General features: G+C 48.5%; 28 protein-coding genes and 2 tRNA genes. 25 read left to right on the forward strand and 5 right to left on the reverse strand.

From position 1 onward, the window contains the following. Positions 1–96 precede the first annotated feature (96 nt). The 12 genes from PHS46_07825 to PHS46_07880 all read left to right on the forward strand — a co-directional run bounded on the left by PHS46_07825 (position 97) and on the right by PHS46_07880 (position 9,587). Positions 97–219: a hypothetical protein gene (locus tag PHS46_07825; protein MDD3906409.1), complete on the forward strand. Its 123-nt coding sequence runs from the start codon at positions 97–99 to the stop codon at positions 217–219. Between the two features lie 238 nt (positions 220–457). After that, positions 458–1,195 (forward strand): hypothetical protein, encoded by a 738-nt coding sequence (locus PHS46_07830; GenBank protein ID MDD3906410.1) that lies wholly within the window; start codon positions 458–460, stop codon positions 1,193–1,195. A 195-nt stretch (positions 1,196–1,390) separates the two neighbouring features. After that, positions 1,391–1,588, forward strand: a complete 198-nt coding sequence (locus PHS46_07835; protein MDD3906411.1) for a hypothetical protein — start codon at positions 1,391–1,393, stop codon at positions 1,586–1,588. Positions 1,589–2,320: 732 nt separating this feature from the next. After that, positions 2,321–2,533 carry a hypothetical protein gene (locus PHS46_07840; GenBank protein ID MDD3906412.1) on the forward strand — a complete coding sequence of 71 codons (213 nt, stop codon included), beginning with the start codon at positions 2,321–2,323 and terminating at the stop codon, positions 2,531–2,533. A 73-nt stretch (positions 2,534–2,606) separates the two neighbouring features. Continuing rightward, positions 2,607–3,509: a hypothetical protein gene (locus PHS46_07845; protein ID MDD3906413.1), complete on the forward strand. Its 903-nt coding sequence runs from the start codon at positions 2,607–2,609 to the stop codon at positions 3,507–3,509. A gap of 318 nt (positions 3,510–3,827) precedes the next feature. Then, positions 3,828–4,175 (forward strand): hypothetical protein, encoded by a 348-nt coding sequence (locus tag PHS46_07850; protein MDD3906414.1) that lies wholly within the window; start codon positions 3,828–3,830, stop codon positions 4,173–4,175. Further along, positions 4,160–4,336, forward strand: a complete 177-nt coding sequence (locus tag PHS46_07855; protein MDD3906415.1) for a hypothetical protein — start codon at positions 4,160–4,162, stop codon at positions 4,334–4,336. Before PHS46_07850 ends, PHS46_07855 begins: the two co-directional genes overlap by 16 nt. 126 nt (positions 4,337–4,462) lie before the next feature. Beyond that, positions 4,463–5,206, forward strand: a complete 744-nt coding sequence (locus tag PHS46_07860; GenBank protein ID MDD3906416.1) for a site-specific DNA-methyltransferase — start codon at positions 4,463–4,465, stop codon at positions 5,204–5,206. Beyond that, a complete protein-coding gene (locus tag PHS46_07865; GenBank protein MDD3906417.1) occupies positions 5,203–5,508 on the forward strand; it encodes a hypothetical protein in 306 nt (101 codons plus the stop codon). The genes PHS46_07860 and PHS46_07865 overlap by 4 nt, the downstream gene beginning before the upstream one ends. A 570-nt stretch (positions 5,509–6,078) precedes the next feature. Further along, complete coding sequence (locus PHS46_07870; protein ID MDD3906418.1) at positions 6,079–8,889, forward strand: phage/plasmid primase, P4 family; 2,811 nt, start codon at positions 6,079–6,081, stop codon at positions 8,887–8,889. Positions 8,890–9,052: 163 nt separating this feature from the next. After that, complete coding sequence (locus PHS46_07875) at positions 9,053–9,280, forward strand: hypothetical protein (GenBank protein MDD3906419.1); 228 nt, start codon at positions 9,053–9,055, stop codon at positions 9,278–9,280. 1 nt (position 9,281) lies between these two features. Further along, positions 9,282–9,587, forward strand: a complete 306-nt coding sequence (locus tag PHS46_07880; GenBank protein MDD3906420.1) for a DUF1874 domain-containing protein — start codon at positions 9,282–9,284, stop codon at positions 9,585–9,587. Between the two features lie 243 nt (positions 9,588–9,830). Here the strand turns inward: PHS46_07880 and PHS46_07885 are convergent, their stop codons facing one another. From PHS46_07885 to PHS46_07905, 5 genes are read right to left on the reverse strand one after another with little or no spacing between them, the layout of a single operon-like run. Then, a complete protein-coding gene (locus PHS46_07885; GenBank protein ID MDD3906421.1) occupies positions 9,831–10,136 on the reverse strand; it encodes a hypothetical protein in 306 nt (101 codons plus the stop codon). Further along, the gene (locus PHS46_07890) at positions 10,133–10,630 is read right to left on the reverse strand and encodes a hypothetical protein (GenBank protein MDD3906422.1); all 498 of its coding nucleotides are present in this window, start codon (positions 10,628–10,630) and stop codon (positions 10,133–10,135) included. Before PHS46_07890 ends, PHS46_07885 begins: the two co-directional genes overlap by 4 nt. A 3-nt stretch (positions 10,631–10,633) precedes the next feature. Then, entirely contained in the window at positions 10,634–11,191 is a 558-nt protein-coding gene (locus tag PHS46_07895; protein MDD3906423.1) for a hypothetical protein, read from the reverse strand. Further along, positions 11,188–11,487: a hypothetical protein gene (locus tag PHS46_07900; protein ID MDD3906424.1), complete on the reverse strand. Its 300-nt coding sequence runs from the start codon at positions 11,485–11,487 to the stop codon at positions 11,188–11,190. Before PHS46_07900 ends, PHS46_07895 begins: the two co-directional genes overlap by 4 nt. Next, complete coding sequence (locus PHS46_07905) at positions 11,484–11,639, reverse strand: hypothetical protein (GenBank protein ID MDD3906425.1); 156 nt, start codon at positions 11,637–11,639, stop codon at positions 11,484–11,486. Before PHS46_07905 ends, PHS46_07900 begins: the two co-directional genes overlap by 4 nt. 449 nt (positions 11,640–12,088) lie before the next feature. Here PHS46_07905 and PHS46_07910 point away from each other — a divergent pair, with 449 nt between their 5' ends. The 13 genes from PHS46_07910 to PHS46_07970 all read left to right on the forward strand — a co-directional run bounded on the left by PHS46_07910 (position 12,089) and on the right by PHS46_07970 (position 20,513). Beyond that, on the forward strand, positions 12,089–12,484 hold the full coding sequence (locus PHS46_07910; GenBank protein MDD3906426.1) for a hypothetical protein: 396 nt from the start codon (positions 12,089–12,091) through the stop codon (positions 12,482–12,484). A 211-nt stretch (positions 12,485–12,695) separates the two neighbouring features. Further along, positions 12,696–12,914, forward strand: a complete 219-nt coding sequence (locus PHS46_07915) for a hypothetical protein (protein ID MDD3906427.1) — start codon at positions 12,696–12,698, stop codon at positions 12,912–12,914. Between the two features lies 1 nt (position 12,915). Beyond that, positions 12,916–13,770, forward strand: coding sequence for a phage recombination protein Bet (gene bet / locus PHS46_07920; protein ID MDD3906428.1), 855 nt, complete (start codon positions 12,916–12,918; stop codon positions 13,768–13,770). Next, positions 13,767–14,327 (forward strand): hypothetical protein, encoded by a 561-nt coding sequence (locus PHS46_07925; GenBank protein MDD3906429.1) that lies wholly within the window; start codon positions 13,767–13,769, stop codon positions 14,325–14,327. The genes bet and PHS46_07925 overlap by 4 nt, the downstream gene beginning before the upstream one ends. Before the next feature lie 131 nt (positions 14,328–14,458). Beyond that, positions 14,459–15,070 (forward strand): hypothetical protein, encoded by a 612-nt coding sequence (locus PHS46_07930; GenBank protein ID MDD3906430.1) that lies wholly within the window; start codon positions 14,459–14,461, stop codon positions 15,068–15,070. 124 nt (positions 15,071–15,194) lie between these two features. Next, entirely contained in the window at positions 15,195–15,620 is a 426-nt protein-coding gene (locus tag PHS46_07935; GenBank protein ID MDD3906431.1) for a hypothetical protein, read from the forward strand. Positions 15,621–15,857: 237 nt separating this feature from the next. Next, a complete protein-coding gene (locus PHS46_07940; protein MDD3906432.1) occupies positions 15,858–16,646 on the forward strand; it encodes a hypothetical protein in 789 nt (262 codons plus the stop codon). Next, positions 16,643–16,780 (forward strand): hypothetical protein, encoded by a 138-nt coding sequence (locus tag PHS46_07945; protein MDD3906433.1) that lies wholly within the window; start codon positions 16,643–16,645, stop codon positions 16,778–16,780. Before PHS46_07940 ends, PHS46_07945 begins: the two co-directional genes overlap by 4 nt. 263 nt (positions 16,781–17,043) lie before the next feature. Beyond that, complete coding sequence (locus PHS46_07950) at positions 17,044–17,460, forward strand: membrane protease subunit (GenBank protein MDD3906434.1); 417 nt, start codon at positions 17,044–17,046, stop codon at positions 17,458–17,460. 16 nt (positions 17,461–17,476) lie between these two features. Next, the gene (locus PHS46_07955; GenBank protein ID MDD3906435.1) at positions 17,477–17,662 is read left to right on the forward strand and encodes a hypothetical protein; all 186 of its coding nucleotides are present in this window, start codon (positions 17,477–17,479) and stop codon (positions 17,660–17,662) included. Between the two features lie 911 nt (positions 17,663–18,573). Continuing rightward, positions 18,574–19,017 (forward strand): HNH endonuclease, encoded by a 444-nt coding sequence (locus PHS46_07960; GenBank protein MDD3906436.1) that lies wholly within the window; start codon positions 18,574–18,576, stop codon positions 19,015–19,017. A gap of 1,073 nt (positions 19,018–20,090) precedes the next feature. Further along, positions 20,091–20,173, forward strand: a tRNA-OTHER gene (locus PHS46_07965). A 267-nt stretch (positions 20,174–20,440) separates the two neighbouring features. Beyond that, positions 20,441–20,513, forward strand: a tRNA-Thr gene (locus PHS46_07970). Positions 20,514–20,696: the final 183 nt, after the last annotated feature.

The following is a 20,696-nucleotide window of genomic DNA, read 5'->3' on the forward strand; positions in this document are numbered from 1 at the left end:
TGATCCTTGGCAGGATTTGATTTGCGAAGGGGAAAGGGCGGTGACATGGGGCCGGGAATTGTGGGACGGATATAAGGAAAAGGCGAAGGTGGTTAGATGAATGCAAGTGATCGAAAACTGGAAAAAGCGAATGCTGAAGATTATGAATACCATGAACCGCCCCAATACGACAATGAACATGAACGTTGGGCAAAGTGCGGCACAAAATTGAAAAAATAAGTCCGCCTAAGCCGCCTTAGTCGCGGCCTCTTTTTACCAAGTCCAATTTAACGCTGTTTTTATCTTCCAGACAAGTTCGTCTTTTAGGGCACCTAAAAACCATCTAATACTATGTGGTGCCGTCATTGCCTCATAAGCAATCTCTAAATCGTTTTTCATAGAGATTTGTTGAATTATAACTATACAAATCTTTCTCACTACATACATCTATATAGATTCCTTACATTTCATCATAAACATGTATAAATTCTTTCAATCTCTCCCTATATCTGCCCTCTGGATAGCGTTCGTCGAAACGTTCTGGATTCTCATTCTGTCTGATCTTTGCGGCGTGCCGGTCCCTTATGCAGCTTTCCCGGTCGTTTTCCTTCTCGTATTCGCGATATATGCAAAGGACCACGCTGGCGGCGGTGCAGAGGATGATATAAACAATCCTGGCAGAATTATCAGATATCCCATTGAGAAGATTGCCTATATTGTGGGTGCTTTGGCCCTTATCATTGTCGTTGCAACCGATTACACTAAGCTGCCTTTCGTGGTTATTCCTGTCATCATAGGATATTCATATGCGATGAAATTTGGCAATTTCCGGCCAAAGGACATCCCAGGACTGAAGACTCTAATCGTTGCCGCGCCAACCGCATACTGTTATGCTGGTCTGGTAGGCGGGGACTGGCGGGCCTATCTGTTAGTTTTTCTTGTGACCATCATTGATACAACCCTCTGCGACATTCGCGATGCGGTTGGCGATGTGGCAAGCGGTGTAAGGACCGTGCCGGTTTTGCTTGGACGATCGCGAACGCTTGCAATATTGGCGATTGTAGATATTGCGATCTTTTATTTATCGCCAATTGTCGGTATTTTGGGCATGATGTTCATAATATACTTTAGAAAAGTAAGACCAAATTCGCATTATGACGTGCTGGTGGATGGTTGGATTCTATGGGTATTCTTATTTAGCGAAATTCTTAAATAGTGGTTAGACTATGAAGTTGTTGTAGGGTTTAAATAGCACTACAAGAAGATTGTAGTATAACACTTTCGCTCCACCCTTGGATTGGGGCAAAATAGTCAAACGATGGGATGATGGTCGGTGAGGAAAACTAAGAAACAATGTTCGTTTTATCCGAACGAGGTATCGATTCGGTTGCTCGGCGTGCTTCAAAATAGAATGAAGAAGTCCAAGAGCGAGATAATCAATGATTCCATCTGGATGCAGGCCAATATAGATGAGCATATAGCCCAGCAGATGTCGAAAGCGATGGACGACAACATGGAGAGATTTGGAGAGGTGGTGCGGGCGGAATTAAAAAAAGTACTGGATTGCAACCGAAAACAGCAAATACTGAATGAGAAGAATGTCGAATAAGTAAATCCAGGCCACATAGAGCACGGTTACCAGCCGGGCGGGCCTGGAAGTTAAAGGAGCTGTCGCGCACCTCAGAGTAAAGAGAGATACCCCGACAAGCTTTTACTTGGCTTTTCGGCTATTTCTACCTTGCGTGAGACTGTGCGGCATGGTGACATGAGGCATGGTAGCATGTGGATTGTGGGTATCTTAATTCTATTGGTATTGGTTCCTGTGTGGTGGATTTGGCTCTATAGGCATCCGAGGGCGGGACTATGAGGCTCAAATCCAAAGGCGAACGTGGCCGGGGCGCAAATGATCTGATGGTTATGGCTTGCATGTGGCCGCGCGATCGATATTACATGGAAGGCCCGCATGTGGCGAGCAATGGCAGAAACACCCAACCAGATCAAGACGAAATTCTTTCTTATATTGCCCAAAATGGACCATGTTCTAGGTACGATGTGGAATTAGAATGTATGCAAAGCAAATCGGCGGTTTTAACGCATTTGGCAGCCCTCCAGAAGGCGGGCAGCATAACCAGGCACCGAGATTCTTATCAGGTGGTTGGATGAGTCCCCCGAAGATCAAGCATATTGGCCGGGTACCAGGAAGTGCGAATGTCCCGCGAGAATGCTACGCTGGCATTGTGCTGTTGCATGTTCTTTTTGATTGGACGTATTACGATATTGGCCGCCCTTGGAAGGCCGCCCCGGACACGATAAGAAATATTTGCAAGAGATGGGAGAGAGCATGAACGATTTTGAGACAGTTGCAATGCGAAGACATGAGATGCTTTTGGCGACTCATCCAATCCACTCCAAGAGGGACTTGCCGCCCAGGATGACAGAGCGGATCATACCGGTACATGAGAAGATAGCACAATTGCAAGAAGCGGTCGATTGCTATCAAATGCGCATAGATCAATTGAATGCCGAATTGGCGATCTATCGAGATGAGGAATGATGACTGAAGAATCGGTCGATGTCTTGATGGGCATTTGGGGCTATAAGCGAGAGGATAAGGGAGATGATACGGAATGAGCTTAGATGAATATCACATCAAGCAGGCACATTCTGCGATTGATGCACTCGCCGCAGAATTGGCAACGGCCAAGCGCGAGCTTGAGGAACAAAAGGCCCTGACATGCGGCAAGCTCATGCCGGTGACGAAGTACCCTATGGGCCAAGCGATGGCGTCAGTATCGAGTTATCATTCGCCAAAAGAAGCAAAAAAGGAAATAGAGGCACTATACCAGAGATGTCTTTCTCTGAAAGATGCGAATCAGGCGGCAATAAAGAACAACGCTACCGTTTACGACGGCTTACGAAAACTTATAGCGGCGATTGGTATCCCATCCAGCTATAACAAGGTCGTCAACAGGCGATCCTATAAGACAGAAAGTGTATCATACGATTGGACGGAAGGTTTACGTCATCTGGTCCCCACGCACGACGATTGGCCGGATGTTCAAAAGACATATGAGCAAAAAATGTCGGAAGTAGCGAAATGGGAAGAAAAAATCGCTGCTGAAGAATCCGAGAAAGAGAGACAACGTGAATCAGAAGCAAAGAACATAGAGAAGATCAAGACTCTCGGAATATTGGCGAACAAATATGGTCTAGCTCTGTCTACAGAGGATCATGAGATTCTTGACGCGATCCTGTCTAAAGACAAGTATCTAGCGCTTGGGCATAGCTTGCTATTAAACCGAGGCGATTGGAGCGATGGGCCGGATTATGCTCGATGCGGCTTAGATCGCTTTGAGGTTGTCTCTGATACGGATCGCGCCATCTATGCAGAACTGCATGACCTAATCGACGATTGGCAAGGAGATGGGCGATGCTTCCGAGATGCTGATTATAGCTATGATCGGCTTTTTGGCATGGTAGATACGGCGCTCCTGGCCGACTACAAGACGTTGATGAGGTTCGAATGTTAATCATCTACACGTCTGCCAACTGTCCAAACTGTCATGCACAGATGGCCGCCTGGCGAAAAGCTAACATTCCCTACATCGAGAAGCCCATTCAAGAACTGCTAGACGATGGCAAGTTACTCACCGATTACAGGCTAGATCACAATGGCAATGCGCCACTGGTGGCCCCGGTGATTTGGGATAATGGGGTGTGGCGATGAAGAAATGTGATCATCAATTTCTTTCCACAGACGGCGGAGCAATTCATGGTAATTGCCGGATCAAGAAATGCCGGTTATTTGACGGGGCAAAATGCGTCTGCGATGACTGCCAGGAGGTCGCATGCGAGTAGGTGATATAGTCCTTACGCCAGGCGAAGGCGGGCCGTACCAAGGAAAGTATGCCTTGGTGATTGGCACGGCGCAAAAGTCGGCGGTCGTGCATACTGGTTTATTCGAACTAACATATTTAAAAGAAGATATAAAAGTTGTCGGGAAGATCAAAACCGGTAAGACATATAAGCCTGGCAGGGGGCCGGACGCAAACCGATTTCAGCAATTTTGTATAATCATTGGTGACAGAATCAAAACGGTTGATGTGATTATATCGAATAGCTGCTATAAATTGGGCGATCTGAGGAAGGCCGCCTGGGCCGCAAATGCCGAGAGGTTCGCATGCAAGATCTCTTAGCCCGTATCCTCATCGAGAAATGGCCCGCTATCATCTACATTCTGCCAGGCGATGCCAAGCCCTTTCTCGCCATGATCGACTATCGGGCAACGGGCCGGGGCGAGACGATGGAAGCGGCATTGATTGGGGCTATCCAGGAGGTGGATAATGTCACTCTGTGAAAAATGTTACTATGTGGTCAATCGGCCAGGATCTTGCACCCTAGATAAGCCTCGCGAGAATTGTGCCGGGTATCGCATGGCCAAGACGCATGTCCGGGGACGGCCCAGAGGCAATCGAGGTGGCGCATGATAGATGAAATTGTTTGCGGAGATTGTCTTGAACTGATCGATGAAATCCAAGACGGATCCGTCGACATGGTCCTCACCGATCCGCCATATTCGAGTGGCGGCATGTTCAGATCCGACCGAAATAATACAACGAGTGCCAAATACGTGGTTGGTGGCACAGAATTGGTTCGACCTGATTTCTATGGAGATAATCGAGACCAAAGAAGCTTTTTGCTCTGGTGCCACATGTGGATGGCGAAGTGCTATAAAAAATTGAGTTCCACGGGATCCTTGCTCTGCTTTACTGATTGGAGACAACTTCCAACCGTGACTGATGCGATCCAAGTGGCCGGGTTCATCTGGCGAGGCATCTACGTTTGGGATAAAACCGAAGCCGCGAGACCAGATAGGGGGCGGTTCAGGCATCAATGTGAATATGTGATTTATGCCACCAAGGGATCCTATGAACGGAATACTGATATTTGCCTGCCAGGTGTATTCAGGAAAGCCGTAAATTCTGCAGAAAAGTTTCACCAGACGGGCAAGCCAGTTGAATTGATTGAAGAACTCCTGCAGGTCTCGCCGGAAAATGGAATTGTCTTGGATCCGTTCATCGGGTCAGGGACCACAGCAGTGGCCTGTAAGCATACCAAACGGCATTTTATTGGATTCGAACTATCGCCCGAATACTGCGAGATTGCTAGAAAGAGAGTTGCTGCTGTACCATCCCGACTAGATTCCTTCTTCGAGGATCCTGCATGATCGGGGAACTACTAGACCTCATCCGGCGCGCCGATGCCAGGCGGCCCTGGGCGATTGTGGACATGTTTCAGGAAGAATGGCAGCGATACGGTACAATCAAGCAGGATAGGACAACCGGAAATTTGGAGATGTCCACTGAGGGATGTCCTGAGAATGAGTGCATCATAAGAGCCTTGCAGAAAAATGTCCTATTCTTTCCGCTATATTGGCAGGAGAGTAAACGGGGCGGTTATTACCGTTTTCAGATATTCGACATCCGGAAACGCGAGGATGACCTGGAATGGGAGGCTAGCCACGCATGAAAAAGATAGACCTTCGCTTGTGGCTGCCCGATCCGTTGGCGTTATTCAGGCGAATTTTGGCGGTGCTGTCTTGAGGTTGCTTGCTCCCATTCTCCTATGTGCTTGCCTCTGCCCGGCAGATCTATCATCATTGATGCAGACAGATCCAGGCGGCAACCTAGACAGCCACATGTTCCTTGCTGCGACACATGGGTATGATGTCGATGGATGGGGCACGGTGAACATAGATGGACATTTATACGCTATTTGGCCCAATGTGCGGGCGATTTGTACGAAAGGACACAATTTGTCTATAGATTGCACAGAAGGGATAATGTGAAAACGGTCGAACCAACCGGGGGCTTTGAAACTGATGCACCGCATAGCTTTATCTACTGGAAACGATAACAGGATAATAAAAAAGATAAGCCCGTCGCAAGCGGGCTAGGATTTGGTTACAATGGAGAAGAAGTTAGCCGAAGCTATTTATAAGTATCGAATCGATCCAAGATTTTACTGCCCGCTCGCACCGTGTATTGGCGAATCTGATGTGTGCGGCGAGTATCTTGCGGGATGCTATGGGGGCAAAGCATGAATACGCTCCTTTTAGAATCCCTCAGCATCCTTTTTGAGCCGGGCGATGTCGTAGAGCTTAGGGCACTCGGAAAACGAAGAAACGAAGTCCAGAGCGGCTATTTCAAGGACTTTGCGAAGCTCTCCGAAGTTGCCAGGATGCTCGATATCACCAATGAACAAAAAGGTATCTATCTTATCCTAAATCAGATCAACCCGGCCCTATATGCCAGGAGTCCCGACAAACTCACTCCAGCCAGAGCACAGCCTACCACAACCGCCGATCAGGACATCATTAAGAGGCGGTGGCTTCCAGTTGATTTTGACCCTATCAGGCCATCGGATATTAGTTCTACTGATGAGGAGCATCAGGCGGCAATAGACCGGGCAAAGGCGGCAAGAGAGGCGCTTAAAGAGATGGGCTTTCCAGACCCGATATTAGCAGATTCTGGTAATGGTGCGCACCTTCTCTATAAGATCGATCTTCCAAACGACCAAGATAGTAAGCATCTCATTGAGACGGTCCTAAAATCATTTGATGCCTTGTTTAGTGATGATCGTGTAGAGGTAGATCTTAAGGTATTCAATGCGGCTCGCATTTGGAAGATGTACGGCACGGCTGCAAAGAAAGGTGATAACATCCAGGAGCGGCCTTGGCGCAAGTCGTCATTATTAGATATTCCAAATAAAATAGAGACAGTTGACCGCAAATTCTTAGAACTTCATGCATGGGCCTGGGAACAAAAAAACCAATCTGAGCGATTCCAAGAAGCATCTCCTAAGAAGGGCTTAACCAGGGAGATTGAATTGGGGCAATGGCTCGCGGCGCACGGCTTAGACATCGCAAAGGAAAAGAGAGCCAACGGCGGCGGCACAATGTATATTCTCGATGCCTGCCCCTGGGACTCATCGCATAGGGATCATTCAGCATGGGCGGTACAATTTGCGTCCGGTGCTATAGCGGCCGGATGCCATCACAACGGATGCTCAGGGAGGGGATGGCGGGATTTGCTTAGGCTCTACGAGCCCCATATAGAGCCTAAGCGATCAGAGCGCAAAGAAAAGATAGATGCCCCTATCGCACAATTGACCATTACAGATGTGGCGGATGTCGAATATGACGAAGACGGCAAGATAGAAAAGGTTACATTCAGCCCGGACAAGGCAGCGGACGCTATAAGCCAATATCTTAGGATCATATCAACGCCAGACGAACGAATATGGGTCTATTCTGAAGGCATCTATAAGCCTAATGGTGAGACGTTGATAGACCAGGTATTAGATCAGGTGGCGGGTGATAAATACTCCATCAGGGCGGCCAAGGAAGTCCACAGAAAGATAGTTCTCAGGACGCTTGAAGAGTTCTCCGTGTTTGATACCAACCCCTATCTATTTGCAGTAGATAACGGAGTTATCGATACAAAGACGGGCAACTTCTTAGAGCATTCGCCAGAATATTGCTTAACTCTGAAATCTCCGATAACTTATGATCCATCGGCACATTGCCCGATCATCGCCGGATTCCTCAAAGACTCTTTAGGATCGGAGGATAATATCTTATCTGCACTGGATATACTTACTGCAAAAACTACTACACTTAACTTTGAGTATTTCGCCGCTGCAATCGGGGGGGGTTCAAACGGCAAAAGCATCTTAGAAGAATTAATTAGGAAGTTCTTCGGAGATGATCAGGTCGCAGAAGTTGAGATCGCCACGCTCACGCAAAATAAGTTCGACAAAATTCAGCTTTACGGCAAGCGGTTCTTAATTAATTCCGAAGTTTCCGGCGATGTCAAAGAATCCAGAACAATCAAGGCCATATCTGGCGGCATGAGAATAGATGCTGACCAGAAGAATAAGAACCATGTTCAGTTCCGGCCCCATTGCTTCATATTCATAGATACGAATAACCCGCCCCGGTTTTCAGATAATACGCACGGATTCGCTCGCCGCCTGGTTAAGATCGATTTCCCCTACAAATTTGTGGATGAGCCGGTGCTTCCTAACGAGAAGCAAAGAGACCCGGAATTGCTTAATAAGATGGCACAGCCAGGCGAACTATCCGGCCTGCTCAACCTATTAATAGCCAATGCTTGCCGGGTTTTGCCTCAGAAGAAAATCCACCAGAGGGGCAGCGGGCAGGAATTGGCCGAAGAGTATGATCTACAATCAAACACCATCGCTGCCTTTTATGACAAGTTCATTGAGGAGGCTGGGTTGGCCTCATGGATTAGTTCGACCGCTACGTACGAATGCTATAAGGATTTCTGCAAGAAGATCAACGCTTCGCCTGTCAGGGATCGGGACTTCTTTGCCTATGCAAAGAAACATTTCAGAGCGATAAAGGGAAGGGAAACGACGCCGACCGGCAAGATTAGAGTATTTTATGGGCTAGATTTTGACGATGAAAAGTATAAGTCTTTTATTAATAGGACCATCATTGGACCATCTTTAGACCAGCAAGAACAGCAACAGGACCAGCAGGACCAACAAGACCATCAAAAAAGAATATTGTGTTTAATAGAAGAAAATATTTTGTATAAGGAGAATAAGGTCGTTTCTGCTGGTCTAGCTGGTCCAGTTGGTCCTGATAACGATTTTGATGGTCCAGAGGAGGTCCAAAATTGGACCAGCATGAATGGTGAACAGGTAGACGGAATATTAAAAAGGTGTTTGGCTATAATCGAGCGAATGAAAAAAGAGGTTACGCCTTTCATTCTATCGATTCACGCAGAAGGCTTGGAAGCGAACATATCACCGAACCAATGCGAATCATGGATGAGGGCGCACGACTGGGTGCAAGAAGGCGGTAAATGGCGAGTCGCATAAGGGGATTCTCTCTCCCTCTCTCACCTTGCGCTATTCTGCGCAGCGCAAAGTATATATACTCACGGCCCAATGGGGTAGTATGGCAAAATGCATGATGTGCAAGCAAGTGCGGGGGACTCATTTCCTCTGCTGTAAGACCGTCTGCCAGACATGCTATGATGTCTTGGCAGCCACACCGGACGGCATGAAAGAAATCGCCAGGCGACAAAGAGAAGCGGCCTCGCGGGCGACTCAACAGGACGCCGAAGCCGCGAGAAAGGCGGCTCTCACGGAAGAGGAGCGCAAGGCAGAATCCGACCGCGAAAGCGAAAAGCTCAAGCGGCGGAACGCCCGACTCGGTAAGTGGGATGGAAAAGAGAGCGAATCCGATCGCATTCGGAGGGCAGATTGAAATGATCATCGGAAACGCATTCAGTCTTTTGATGGTAGCAGATAGGGCTACCATCACGGTATCGCCTCTGACTGCTGACGCGGTCAGTCAAATCGGGCCGCTTGAATCTGCGATAGGCCACGCAGATACGGCTTTCCTGGCAGGGAAGCTCATAGGCCGCGAGTTGCCAGCCAACCGAGCAAATATCGCCCTGAATCCGGGTGACAAGATGGTCGTGGCCCAGTACATCGGGCCGAGGCTGCCGGAAGGCACCAAGGAGCTTCCCACCGGTGCAAGAATTGAGTTTCGGCTGGTGGAGGTGGCCTGAGTGCCCCCCGCCCACCGAAACATCAACGCCAGCTACCGCCTAGACCAAGCAGCCTTCCTGAATTCCTTGGCCGCCCGCGACAAGGGCGAGATGTCCCGGTTCCTGCGGCGGCTCCTGGACGATAGTCGTGAATTTCAGGACTGGCAGAATTCGCTTCCTGCCTGACCCAGGGCCGGATTATCCGGCATGTGGGCCGGTTGTCGCATAGGTGGCAGGGAACATTGTCATCTATGCAGAGTTTGCTCATGTGGCCCCGATTGCTTTTAGGTAGCACGCGAGCAAAGCGGCGGCGGGCGAATCCCCATCGGCTTCGATCGGCGCACGTTCGCCGTCCGATATCATCGCATGAGGACGTTCCCAGCATCCACCGGGTGCAAATTGTACTTGATGAAATCCATATCCTTTCTCTGCTATTGTTTCCTGCAAAACCGCCTGCAATACTGCTTCTCTCCTGAAATCGTCTCTCTGAAAACAATCGTTTCTATAGAAACGGGCGAATGTATTTGCATCGATCAATCTAAGCCGTTCTAATTGGTCCTCGTCTATCACGCTTGCCCCTCCCGAATCTTGACTAAGGCGGCTTGCGCCTCTTCACGATCGCACTCTTCAACTTCTATTTGGTATCCATCACAATCACAACCTGCTATGAGCCGCGATTTCGCATCGATATAAGCAGCCTCTAAGCGATCTACATATCCCGCCTCTTTGGCCGCCTCTAGCTGAAGCTCCTGGGCGGCTTGCTCGCGATATTCCTGCCAATAATCTGCAAGAGGAATATTGCAACCACCGGTCGCGATAGAATCCCATGGAATGTAAGAAATTTCCAGATCGTCTAATGTGGATTTATACCAGTTGCACTTTGCCCGCTCTTCGATGGCGATTTGCTGCCACCTGGCAAGCTCACCTTCTGCTTTCCAGCACCTATCTCGTAGCTGGTTGCAATTGGCCATCAAGTCGTCATTGAATTCTCCGAGTCGCTTGATCACATCTTTTGGCGCTTCCGCGTTATGCACCGCTGCTATTATATCGCCTATATCTGGCATTGCTTATCCCTCTCCGAAAATCTCAGGATGCTCCTGAGCCAATTGCTTCTCGATTGTCTGAATCGCGTAGCACCGATGGCAGGTCGCCATATCAACGAAAGGCTCATTTGGTCCAGGACAGGGCGCAAACTGACATTTGATGCGCTTTAGGCTATCCAATGCTTCCACCAGCGCCTTGCCCCGCGCGCGCTTCGCCTGAGCGAGCTTCTTGAGGGCGGCGCGCGACTTGTTATCCTGCACTTCAGCCGCATTGCAGACCTCTCTTAATGTTTGGGATCGCTTCTGCCAGAATGCTTTATCTGCTTCCAGTTCCGCTATGCGCTTGGCCTGCGCCTCACTGGCTGCTTGCATGTGGCCGATGATCAGATTTCGATCCTCGATCTGCTTGGCCTGATCATCGATGGTATCTCGTTGGCACACCACCAACCCGGGACTAGTCATCTCGCGATACGTGGTATTCTCTATTCGTAGCCGCTCGATCTCTTCCAGGGCAGCGGGCAGCATTTCCAGCCGTTCCAGTATGCCACACTCTTGGCGAGACTTCTGTATATCGAATGTCATTTTGTAGCCTCCATTCTCGCGGCTATGTCGCGATATCTATGTAGCACTTCGATTTTCCCGTATATGCATTCCCACGCATCGATAAATGATTGCATCTTCTCTGCATCGCCTGCCCGGATCTCTCCCAGGACATCCAGCATGGCGGGGAAGACCTTTAACATGTCAATCTCGATCCAAACTTTCTCTTTTAGTGCGCGATTGGAGTTTCCGCTTTCCTTTTCTCGCGCGAGAATCGCTTGCCGCCTGCCTTCCAGCTCGTTGAGCCGGGTCACAGTGTCGATGAGGGATTCTGTCATTTTGGTAGCTCCGTCGATCCTCTTCTCTTTTTCGCGAACTCTCTTATTATCGCGGTCGCTGCCTCATCCCGCGTTCCTATCTTATGTTTCTCCTGATAGTCTTTTAGTATCTGGAAGGCGTCATCTTCCAGCATGACACTTAGCCTTTTCATGGAAGAATCAATAACATCCATGCTATTTAAACTTAATTACCTTGATCTTAGCGTTAAGTATATATAGTTTAATGATAAAGGTAGTATTGCCCCTCACCAGGGCAGGAGCTTTGAGATGGAAATGCCAGATTATGCCAAAGACAGGCTTGATTTCTGTCTAACCCACGAATTGGAGAATCCCGAATACTACGGCAAGATCATCGCCGATCTCAGCGAACGATGGAATTTTTGATGTGCCGTGACTCTTTCAGGTTCTGCCTGAACTGCCAGCAGATTACCCGCTGGCATAAGCATCCCGCAATCCACCATTCGCTTTGCAAGCGATGTGGGATGCCGTCGATCTTCGGTGTGCAACAGCCACTATCGGCGGGCAAGATAGCCGCATATGAGGCAGAAGTGCGGTTTATGATGGGCTTTAAGGGCCCGATTCATGTTTAGAGGTGATTAAAATGTCAAACGAACGCATAACCGGCTCGGATTCGATCCGGGATATGATTGTCAAGCTCTCCGAGGGCAACCCTGGCGGGCTAACTGTCTGCATGACCGCATTCTCGAATGGCCATGCAATAGACCCGATGGGCGCATTGGGCGGTCTTGCGCCGCTGCTTGCGCTGGATACGTTGGGCATCTATGGATCGCGTATCTGGATGCTCTACAAAGACGTATGCGGCGAGCGGTTGCCGTACTTCTTGGCAATGCTTCGAGGTTGGCAGCTTGGGGTTTTGGAAAAGGAAAAACTGCTATTTGCTATAGACAATTATGGCAAAGGCGTGGCAGTGGATGAAATCGCGGCGAAAGTCTGCGATAGGATACCAGAATTTAACCTAAACTGGAAAGCTGAATAGGCCGCGTGGTTGCCCCGATTCGACTTCGGGGCGGTCTAATATGCCCGACCCCTGGACTCCCTTCAGGTCTGGCAGAATCCCTATGTCGGACGATGGATGTTCCAGTCTCACCGGTTGGTCCGGTCTGGTTCGCCGGTTCAAATCCGGCCCGACACATTCCCGCGATCAGCAAAGAATGAATAATTAGGGACAAATCGCGGGATTAATATTCATGAGGCATGATAAAATGGACTTTGACCAATTTGCAGGCAAGAAAGTGACCGTGGTTGCCATTCCCGATATGCGGGTTGAAGGCAAGGTATGCGGATTTGACATGATGGACGATGCCCCGTGGATGATAATCGAGATAGAATCATCCGATAAAATCATGGATGGCAAGAAAGCCCTGGTAGACTGCGCTATGATCACTTGCATTGTGGAGATGGAATAAGATGGCCGCAAACCCAAATTTCGATGCTGTCCAAGCGGGCGCGGGTTCGCTCGATCTGGAAATAGAAAGTCAAGATGAGGAAAAGATTGTATTCAAGGGTGAATGGGGACATGCTACCGTCTTTGCTGATGGTCGGGTCGAAAGCCAGGTGCCGCCTTATGTGGCGGGACTTCAAGCCCTCATATCCGGGCAGGAGCCACCCGTGAAGGCCAAGAACGGCAAATCTAACGGAAATAAGACGATTATGCCCACTAACGGCAAAAGTGCCGTTAAAGGTCAAATGGTGACCTCCAATGGCATCCTAACACCGCGAGATATCATAGATTACATCAACCCCAAGGCCACCGAACAAGAGGCTTACTTATTCTGTGAGTTCTGTAAGCGAAAAGGCGCAGACCCGATGACCAAGCAAGTCTATCTTGTCGTTTATGAAGGCCAGAGCGGGCGAAATGTGTCTTTCATAGCTGGAAAGGAATATTTCACCGAAAAGGCAGAAGCTCACCCACAATTCAGCGGCATGCGCGCGGGAATCATTATTAGGCCGAAAGACGGTGGCCCGCTGGAATATCGAGAGGGCGAGTTCTGGATGTCGGATGAAGAGTCGTTGTTGGGCGGATGGGCCGAAATCGTGAGAAAAGATAGGTCTGTTCCGTTCAAGGCTGCTATCCCGCGGTCTGAATACGACACAAAGAAGAACCAATGGGCATCTAAACCAGGCACGATGTGCCGCAAGGTCGCGATAGTTCACGGACTCCGCGAGGCATTTCCCGCAAGCCTGGGTGGCATGTATGACAGTTCGGAGATGAATCAAGCCTGTATCGCAGACATCGATCCAGAAAAGGAGGTCTCAGCATGACCGCCCCCATTTTCCAGATAGGGCAAGAAGTGAACGTGACCCATAAGGAAAGCCATCAATATGGCACCCGTTTCAAGATAACTCAGATCCAATTAAGAGAAGACAATGGCGACATCGAATACACGACTTCCGGCGTATCTTGGTATCCTGCCAGTTCCCTCCGATTGGTGGAAGAGCTGAAGATAGGCGATTTGGCAGAGATAATAGGCGATCCGGTTGGTATTTGGTGCGATGAAGATAAAGGACATATCTGTGAAATTGTGGATATAAAGGAAGGCGGAAATTTCCGACTAAGAGGAAAGCTCTTCACATATCCTGCTAAGAGCCTGCGAAAGCTCGCCCCGGACGAAATCGCCCAGCATACCGCTTCTAAGTTGGAATTGTCTCAGGACACAAAAGACAAGATTGCCGCCGTGTTTGATCGGGCAGTCGAAAGGGAGATAGCAAAGAGATATCCTGGGATCGAGGCGCGGCTATCCGCCATCGAGAAACGCCAGGAAACACAACAGAACGATATCAATTATATCAGAATGAAATTCCGGGAGGCGGGCGCTTGATTCCCGCCTGCCCCGAGACAATCACAGAAAAGTATTGTCCGACGTGCTGCTTAGTATTACCGATATCAAATTTTTATACGTTGCGGGGAAAAGGCTATCAATCGCAGTGCAAAGCGTGTAATAAAAAATATGTGGCCGCGCACAAAGAACAACGGCGTGCATATAAGGCAAGATACGATCTCGTTACGCACGACGCGAAGTTGGCGTATCAGCAACAATATGAAGCAACTCATAAAGAGGAACGTAAGATATACGGAAAAACGCACCGGAAGATGGAACAAGACTGGAACCATAGAACGGGTCGAAATGTGCCGTTGTCGGAAGCAAAAGAACATCCTGGTTATCTTGGTGTGGTGGTCGCTGAGCGATTATTAACTGGTGTATTTCAAAACGTCGAGCGAATGCCAATGGGCAACCCCGGATTTGATTTCTATTGCGGAAAGAGGTATAAAATAGACGTGAAAGCGTCGTGCCTGTCTTTTAGACAATGTCCGCGCAGTTCGCCTAAGTGGGAATTTAGCACAAAGAAAAATCAAATAGCCGATTACTTCGCATGTATCGCGTTTGATAATAGGCAAGAGCTGAATCCGGTCCATTTCTGGATTATTCCAGCATCCGAGGTGGCTAATAAAACGACCATAAGCGTTTCCAACGTAGAATCAAGTCTATCGAAAGTGCGAAAATACGAGCGTCCGATTGATAATATCCTATCAACTTGTAATCAATTGAAAGGAGTGGTTTAATGATAAAAGCGTGTCCGCACAGATCTATCCCCTCTAATCCCAGGGAATTTAAATGCAATCTAAAGAAAATAATCATGACATATGCGGAGACAGAAAAGCAATGCAATAGATGTGAGGAGGTTATATGAGTACTTATGATTACGCGAAGGATGAGCTTGAAAGAGCAAAATATTTCGACGGTGGCATGAACCAAGTAATGGCCGAAGATGTCTTAGAGCTTATCAAGGTCTTTGGTGAGCAAGGACATTCTGGATTTACCGCGCCGTTCTGCATTAGGTTATTTTCCCGGTTGGCCTCTCATAAGCCAATTGGACCACTGACCGGGGAGGACGATGAATGGGTCTGGGTGGCTGATGGGGTGCAACAAAATAAACGGCTTTATTCAGTTTTCAAGGAAGGGGGCAGGGCGTATCGGTCAGATGGTAAGGTTTTCAGAGATCCCAATGGCACAACTTGGACCAATTCGAAGAGTCGTGTTGATGTAACTTTCCCTTATGAGGTATGCGACCCGATAATTGTAGATCTAGATGAGGCGGGAAATGTCATCTGAAGAGGCCCGGCGTAAGCTCATAGATGATGTTTTGGCCGATGTTAGAGAATTTGAAGAGGGGCGAAAGGATGACGATTGAGCTGCACCGCGCGCCGGGCACATGCTGCCCCGAACCGAGCTGTGATCACGGCTGGCATGGGCAACTGATCGCACAGGGGCTCGATGAATCGGGCATGGAATGCGAAGGGTGCGGCAGGAAGTGCTGCGATTGTAAAGCACATCCTGGAAGGAGATAGCATGAATCGCATTAAGACATACATCGCGCCAACCGAAGGCGAGCGGGCAAAGAAGCTCGCTTTGGCTGTGATGGACGATCCTCGCTTTGAGCCGCTTGAGGTCAATGCCGAAATTCCTTTGGATGTTCAATTTAGGATCGACTGCGAAAAATCGGTATGCTTCGAGGATTCAATTGGCTGCCAGGCATTCCCCACAACGACCGTAACCAAGATCTTCAATGCTGAATTTAAGGAAGTGTCGGATTATGTGGCTTCTGCCCTTGCCCCACAAGGCCATCTCTACATGCAGCTTTTGGCCGCGAGAGAGGCGGGCCATCCGTGTATTGTGGTCGTCCTGGGCGGGGATAATCAAGTTGCCGATGCCTGTTATCAGTCCCTCAAGACTCGCTATCATGGTGATGAGCTAAAATACGAGCTGGAAAGTTATAAGAAGCGGCTGCAAGATTTCGAGGCCCGCTGCCTAGCGAACGGCTGCCCGGTAATGCGCTGGCAGATAGATCCCTTCTCTCGATTGCTCAGCACCGCCCATAAGGTACTATGCGAAAATACCATGCTGGATTACAGGCCAAAGCCAGCGGAAGGCGAAAGGGAACTTGTCGCTGCATGTGGATTAACGAAAGGCATAGGGCCGGAAACATGGCGAAACATCCTGGTAGAATACCAGCTTGGCCTTTTCCCTAGGGGCGATTATGCCAAACCGATTGAGGAAATGGCCGGAATAGGAAAAAAGAGAGCTGCTCAAATATCACCATTAATCAGGATGGTTTATGCGAATCGGGTGCGAGCATGAATATGTTTCCCATGTTCATTGATCCGGTCTATGAAGAAATTGATAGACAGGAACGCGAACGCAAGAAGATAGATCGCATAGCCCGCCAAGCCGAAGCTCAGCAAAGGTTCCAGAAAGGAGGCCACTGGGTATGAGTCATCTACATAACTGGATAGAAGACGAGCGATCGTTCCATCTATTTCAAGGCTGGATTTGTTATGCAGAATATTGCCGATGTGGTGCTTCCCGTGCGGTCCGAAAATCCGGGCCGAAAAAAGAATACGGGCAGGTGATTGGGCCATGAGGTTATCCCGTCCCTGGCCGCCGCCTCATATCAGGATGCCCATACATCCTAGAATTTGGCGAGAAGATAGACGAATTGTGAGAGGGAGATATACCAAAAAGGAGAAACCCTACTATGAGTAATGAATCAACTGGAATAATTGGAATAGTCGCATTGGTTGTAATCGGTGCGCTATTGCTTGGTGCCGTGATATTTGGATACCCGCTTTATAACGTTTGGTCCTCGGAGATGGACGGAAAGGCCAAATTGGCAGAATCCGAAAGTTCCCGACAGATCGCCGTTGTGGAAAGCAAAGCCAAAATGGACTCTGCTAAGAATCTTGCGGATGCTGAAGTTATCCGAGCGCAAGGGGTTGCTAAGGCAAATGAGATTATTGGCGAATCTCTGAAGGACAACAGCGAATACTTAGATTACCTCTGGCTGACTGAAAAAATAGGGGCATCCGACAAAGAAATCATCTATATCCCAACCGAAACTCAACTGCCCATACTGGAAGCTACAAGACTACAAGCCGCGAGAGGTGCGGCTTAACCTTTTTTGAGGTTACATGAATTACGATCCATTGAATAAAATTCTGACCATGTCGCAAACCGATTTAGAGCATTGCGGTTTTAGTTGGGACGATTTCGAGGGCGAATTATTCCTTTCGGGTCACATGGATGAAAAAGAATCTGAGATTGCAAAAGGCGCATTTACGATAGTAGTGGCCATGCATAAGGGGCTATACAAATGAGCAACCTAAAACGCTATGCTTGCCAGACCGGAAAGATCATTATCGGTCTGCCAATTGTGACATTCGTCATCCTGACAATATTGACGTTTGCTTGGGTGGCTTCTGAAGTCATATGCTATATGCTATTTAATTTTCGGACAGTCCAAGTATTAATCGGATTGGTGGTGCTGCTATTCGTTTCATTTGCCGCTTTCTGCATTGGTAACGAAATATTCAGAAAATATAATATATGTCAGAGGTTCAAATGAGCAAGCAAGAATGCCTCTCTTACTTGCAGTCCCACCCAGGCCCCCATATCCGTGAAGAAATCGCAGAAGGCACCGGGAATAACTGGCATTCTTGCCGTCGCTACCTATCAAGGTTAGAACAAGACGGCCTGATCAGAGGCATCCGACAAGATGCCGCAAATAAGCCTATCTTATGGTCGGTGCTCTGATGTCATGGGTTCCTGGCTCTACCAAGCCCACCAAGGCGAGTGCGGAGGCGGCATTTTGGTATTGGCAGCTACAGACACGGGCCTATTGGCTGCTTGAAGAGACTTACGGTCTGATGTTCTGCGAGGGGTGGCAATGAGCCAATCCGAAATCCTATCCATCCTTGACCATCCCATGACTGCCAAACAGATAGCAGGAGCCGCAAACCTGCCAGTCCAATGCACCAAAGACAACCTATGCCGGATGAGGAAAAACAAGTCTGTGGCGATATGTGGCAAGATTGGAAAGCAGTTGGTCTATGGGAGGCCGGGGCATGATGGCCGTGCATAAGGTTATGCTGCCGGAAGAGTTGCATCAGATGGTTTAACCTTTTTCGCCTTCTCATCTATATAGTACTATTTTCATTCTACACAATGTATTTATACTATATAGTTTATACTGTTTCATCGGGTCTCACCAACCCAGGAGCTTTGATTTATGTTTTACGATGCGTCGTCGTTAGCCGATGATCTGGCACCCGAAGAAGCGCCAACCGATTATCATTTCAGAACATACAACCTTAATAAGTATCTATGGGGGCATCGAACCGACGATATCGGCCATCAATGTCAGTATGCTAATTATTTGGGCGTACCTGTCAGGGATCTTCATTATGAAGAAGATTATATTTTAGTGGGCACGTTCGTTCCTAGTGGTCCAATTGAAGACAAACGTAATCTTCCCGAATACCGCGATTGGCGATCAAAAGTATTCAAACGGGATAATTATACTTGTCAATCATGTGGTAGTAAAACCAAACTGCAAGCGCACCATATTAAGCAAGTTATCTTGTATCCAGAACTGATTTATGACGTTGACAATGGTCAAACGCTTTGCAAAGACTGTCATGGTGAGGTTCCTGTCTTGCATAGGGGCGAATAAATGGTATCCTCTTCTGCAATGAAGCGAATCCTTGCGGTGCTGTCTACCAGCGAAGTTAAAACCGTTCGGACAATCGCAAACAAAACTGGCATGAATGAAAACTATCTGGAAACGTGCCTTTCTGAGATGGAAGATCTCAAGTTGGTTTTCCGGGCAAATGTGAATATAGACAATGGTGCCGGAAGAGGACCAAATTTCAAGAAAGCATATAGAAAGAGCCTGCGTATAGCGGGTTCTTTTTAATATAGTTTTACTCACATATATAGATATGTGAAAGACTGCTATCAACCGCGCGGGCGATTGGCACATTCTGGTCACGTAAACCGAACAAATCAAGCATGGACCCGATCAGAAATAAAAGAAAGATATCCAGCATGCGACAGAGAGACGGGCAAAGAGATCTGGGTTAATATCCTCGGACAGGCAATATGCTCAGAATGCTTTGAGATCGCATATACAGACCATCGCGGTTTTACCTCATGCCGATGCACAACTTGGAATGATGGTGTCCCACGCCAACCCAAAATATCTAACCGAAATCCAGAGAAAAGCGCAAGGAATTTCGCAGCTAAAAGAGCTTGCTGCTGAAGGCCGGGCCCTGCCCTGGGGACGCTAGAACCGTCCAAAGTATATACTTTATCGAAGTGAATCTCATGTTTATTGAACCTTACGACGAATCCTATTCTATCAAATCCGCCCTTCGCGATGGTCACGACTGGAGCGATTTTGGTGACCAATTCGCAGACGGGCATACAGAAGCGCATACGCGCGAGCCTATACCGAACCAAAGCAAAATTCCTAGTAATGGTCAGCAACCCAGGAAAGTATAATCGGGTCTGGCCTACTCACTATCACCCGGAAGACAACAGATTAGCCGGATATGGTTATATCGCTCTTCCGGTTTACTTCTATTACCGCAATCTATTTATCCCATGCATCCCCTTATCCCCTCGGAGGTTTCAGCCCCTCCAGAGGTAGGTTTTGCCGGGCACCTAGATAAGAACGGCAATATGCGCCGGGGCCTCTGCTCAACGCGGCCAAATGGCCTACACGGACCCGGTATCCCTGTCATCGATTCATGAGGCAGAATGGCGAAGCGCCCGGCTTTCCGGGTGCGCTATCAAGCGCGCGCGGGTTCGATTCCCGCCATGAGTCATTTATGAAATATGCCAGCCATCGATTAGATCATTGGACCATCGCGTTAGATCAGGAAATGATGCGATGGAAAGATGCCATGATGGCTATAGAACGGGCGTTGGATGAGATCGAATGCCTATCAAGATCTTGATGGAACGGCGGGATTACATTTATTTGCCCGGTAAGATGTTTTTGCTCGCTCCGAAATGTTCAGCAAACCCGCTATCATAAGACGGCGGAAAGGCTGGTGTGATAAGGCGATTAGGGGCGGTCGGGCTTTTCCTATGCCACATTAGCTCAGTTGGTAGAGTCGACGGTCTGTAACCGTCTTGTCGGGCGTTCGAATCGCTCATGTGGCTTTTCATATCCTTTCCTAGTCACCTAATCTGTGACAACCATCCATGCGAAGCCGTCAATTTGGCGAGCCGATGACGGCAGGTAAGGTACTACGCTATGCCTTGGCGGGTTCAATCCCCGCCGGGGTCTCCTTATTCTGGTGATTTTCCATTGCTAGACACGGTTATCTGCGGGGACTGTCTGGA

This window comes from Candidatus Omnitrophota bacterium (genome assembly GCA_028699255.1).
In the GTDB taxonomy this organism is placed as follows: domain Bacteria; phylum Omnitrophota; class Gorgyraeia; order 2-01-FULL-45-10; family 2-01-FULL-45-10; genus FEN-1322.

What these genes read in the sequence shown, in the direction of transcription:
- PHS46_07825 (MDD3906409.1), top strand. Translation starts at nt 97, where the DNA reads ATGAATGCAAGTGATCGAAAACTGGAAAAAGCGAATGCTGAAGATTAT.
- PHS46_07830 (MDD3906410.1), top strand. Translation starts at nt 458, where the DNA reads ATGTATAAATTCTTTCAATCTCTCCCTATATCTGCCCTCTGGATAGCG.
- PHS46_07835 (MDD3906411.1), top strand. Translation starts at nt 1,391, where the DNA reads ATGAAGAAGTCCAAGAGCGAGATAATCAATGATTCCATCTGGATGCAG.
- PHS46_07840 (MDD3906412.1), top strand. Translation starts at nt 2,321, where the DNA reads ATGAACGATTTTGAGACAGTTGCAATGCGAAGACATGAGATGCTTTTG.
- PHS46_07845 (MDD3906413.1), top strand. Translation starts at nt 2,607, where the DNA reads ATGAGCTTAGATGAATATCACATCAAGCAGGCACATTCTGCGATTGAT.
- PHS46_07850 (MDD3906414.1), top strand. Translation starts at nt 3,828, where the DNA reads ATGCGAGTAGGTGATATAGTCCTTACGCCAGGCGAAGGCGGGCCGTAC.
- PHS46_07855 (MDD3906415.1), top strand. Translation starts at nt 4,160, where the DNA reads ATGCAAGATCTCTTAGCCCGTATCCTCATCGAGAAATGGCCCGCTATC.
- PHS46_07860 (MDD3906416.1), top strand. Translation starts at nt 4,463, where the DNA reads ATGATAGATGAAATTGTTTGCGGAGATTGTCTTGAACTGATCGATGAA.
- PHS46_07865 (MDD3906417.1), top strand. Translation starts at nt 5,203, where the DNA reads ATGATCGGGGAACTACTAGACCTCATCCGGCGCGCCGATGCCAGGCGG.
- PHS46_07870 (MDD3906418.1), top strand. Translation starts at nt 6,079, where the DNA reads ATGAATACGCTCCTTTTAGAATCCCTCAGCATCCTTTTTGAGCCGGGC.
- PHS46_07880 (MDD3906420.1), top strand. Translation starts at nt 9,282, where the DNA reads ATGATCATCGGAAACGCATTCAGTCTTTTGATGGTAGCAGATAGGGCT.
- PHS46_07890 (MDD3906422.1), bottom strand. Translation starts at nt 10,630, where the DNA reads ATGCCAGATATAGGCGATATAATAGCAGCGGTGCATAACGCGGAAGCG.
- PHS46_07895 (MDD3906423.1), bottom strand. Translation starts at nt 11,191, where the DNA reads ATGACATTCGATATACAGAAGTCTCGCCAAGAGTGTGGCATACTGGAA.
- PHS46_07900 (MDD3906424.1), bottom strand. Translation starts at nt 11,487, where the DNA reads ATGACAGAATCCCTCATCGACACTGTGACCCGGCTCAACGAGCTGGAA.
- PHS46_07905 (MDD3906425.1), bottom strand. Translation starts at nt 11,639, where the DNA reads ATGAAAAGGCTAAGTGTCATGCTGGAAGATGACGCCTTCCAGATACTA.
- PHS46_07910 (MDD3906426.1), top strand. Translation starts at nt 12,089, where the DNA reads ATGTCAAACGAACGCATAACCGGCTCGGATTCGATCCGGGATATGATT.
- PHS46_07915 (MDD3906427.1), top strand. Translation starts at nt 12,696, where the DNA reads ATGAGGCATGATAAAATGGACTTTGACCAATTTGCAGGCAAGAAAGTG.
- bet (MDD3906428.1), top strand. Translation starts at nt 12,916, where the DNA reads ATGGCCGCAAACCCAAATTTCGATGCTGTCCAAGCGGGCGCGGGTTCG.
- PHS46_07925 (MDD3906429.1), top strand. Translation starts at nt 13,767, where the DNA reads ATGACCGCCCCCATTTTCCAGATAGGGCAAGAAGTGAACGTGACCCAT.
- PHS46_07935 (MDD3906431.1), top strand. Translation starts at nt 15,195, where the DNA reads ATGAGTACTTATGATTACGCGAAGGATGAGCTTGAAAGAGCAAAATAT.
- PHS46_07940 (MDD3906432.1), top strand. Translation starts at nt 15,858, where the DNA reads ATGAATCGCATTAAGACATACATCGCGCCAACCGAAGGCGAGCGGGCA.
- PHS46_07945 (MDD3906433.1), top strand. Translation starts at nt 16,643, where the DNA reads ATGAATATGTTTCCCATGTTCATTGATCCGGTCTATGAAGAAATTGAT.
- PHS46_07950 (MDD3906434.1), top strand. Translation starts at nt 17,044, where the DNA reads ATGAGTAATGAATCAACTGGAATAATTGGAATAGTCGCATTGGTTGTA.
- PHS46_07955 (MDD3906435.1), top strand. Translation starts at nt 17,477, where the DNA reads ATGAATTACGATCCATTGAATAAAATTCTGACCATGTCGCAAACCGAT.
- PHS46_07960 (MDD3906436.1), top strand. Translation starts at nt 18,574, where the DNA reads ATGTTTTACGATGCGTCGTCGTTAGCCGATGATCTGGCACCCGAAGAA.